2 protein-coding genes are annotated in these 1,287 nt (G+C 65.2%); both read left to right on the top strand.

Annotation, left to right across the window (positions count from 1 at the left end; translation table 11 throughout):
- Positions 1-70 precede the first annotated feature (70 nt).
- Positions 71-370 (top strand): transposase, encoded by a 300-nt coding sequence (locus tag ACLJT4_RS42390; RefSeq protein ID WP_344574212.1) that lies wholly within the window; start codon positions 71-73, stop codon positions 368-370.
- A complete protein-coding gene (locus ACLJT4_RS42385) occupies positions 367-1,254 on the top strand; it encodes an IS3 family transposase (protein ID WP_411130503.1) in 888 nt (295 codons plus the stop codon). Before ACLJT4_RS42390 ends, ACLJT4_RS42385 begins: the two co-directional genes overlap by 4 nt.
- The last annotated feature ends 33 nt before the right edge of the window (positions 1,255-1,287 follow it).

Below are 1,287 nucleotides of genomic sequence, written 5' to 3'. Positions count from 1 at the left end.
GGTGGAGCTTCCCCGTGATCGTGGACACCTGGAGACTGGGACATTGAGGTTCCAGAGGAAGTAGTACCAGGTGGGAAGTAACTACACGAAGCGGTACACCGCGGAGTTCAAGCGGGATGCGATTGCGCTCGTCGACTCCACGGGTCGGACGGTCACCGAGGTCGCCCGGGAACTCGGGGTCAGCCCGGAGTCCCTGCGCAACTGGTACCGCCAGGCCAAGGCGGACCGCGGTGAAGGTCGGCCGGGCGACCTCAGCTCTGCTGAGCGCGAAGAACTGAGACGTCTGCGGAAGCAGAATGCTGAGCAGGCAAAGACGATCGAGGTACTGCGAAAAGCCGCGGTCTTCTTCGCGAAGGAGAGCGATCGATGAGCGAGATATGCGCGTTCATCGAGGCGGAGAAGACCACCCACGGTGTCGCTTTCCTGTGCCGGCTGCTGAACGTGGCCCGCTCCTCCTTCTACGCCTGGCTCGCGTCGGCAAAAGCCCGTGACGCACGGAAGGCGGCCGACGACGCCCTGGCCCACGAGATCACCGTCGTCCATGCCGCGTCCCGTCACACCTACGGTGTTCCACGGATCCACGCTGAACTGCGGCGCCTGGGACGGTGTGTAAACCGCAAACGTGTCGCCCGCCTGATGCGTGAACACGGCATCCAGGGCGCCCATCGCCGCCGACGCCGTTCGCTGACCCGGCCGGACAAAAAGGCCCGCCCGGCCCCCGATCTGATCGGCCGCGACTTCACCGCAAGCGTGCCGGGCAGCAAGCTGGTCGGGGACATCACCTTCCTCCCGACGGCCGAGGGCTGGCTCTACCTGGCCTGCTGGCTCGACCTGGCCACCCGGGAGGTCGTCGGCTATGCGATGGCAGACCACCATCGCGCATCCCTGGTGGTCGACGCACTGAAGATGGCCCACGGCCGCGGCGGCCTGCAGCATGGATGCATCACACATTCGGATCGCGGCAGCGAGTACACGTCAGCTGAATTCCGATGCGCAATAGACGAGTTGGGCCTACGACAAAGCTGCGGGCGCACCGGGTCATGCTTTGACAACGCGGCCGCGGAGAGCTTCTGGGCCCTGCTCAAGGAAGAGATCGGCACCCGCACCTGGCCCGACCGGGCCACCGCCCGCGCCGACGTCTTCATCTTCATCGAGACGTTCTACAACCGGCGCCGCCTGCGCAAGCACAAGGATTTCGGCTACCTCACCCCGGCCGAGACCAGGCAACGGCATCACCACACCCTCGCGGCATAGACATCACGTGTCCAGCATCACGGGGAAACTTCA

The sequence above is a fragment of the Streptomyces sp. x-19 genome, from assembly GCF_046549115.1.
GTDB lineage: Bacteria > Actinomycetota > Actinomycetes > Streptomycetales > Streptomycetaceae > Streptomyces > Streptomyces albulus_C.
Note: the sequence above shows the minus strand (reverse complement) of the source record. Positions and strands in the feature narration are given on the sequence as shown.

Coding starts and splice junctions, on each gene's coding strand:
- ACLJT4_RS42385 (WP_411130503.1), top strand. CDS start 367: ATGAGCGAGATATGCGCGTTCATCGAGGCGGAGAAGACCACCCACGGT.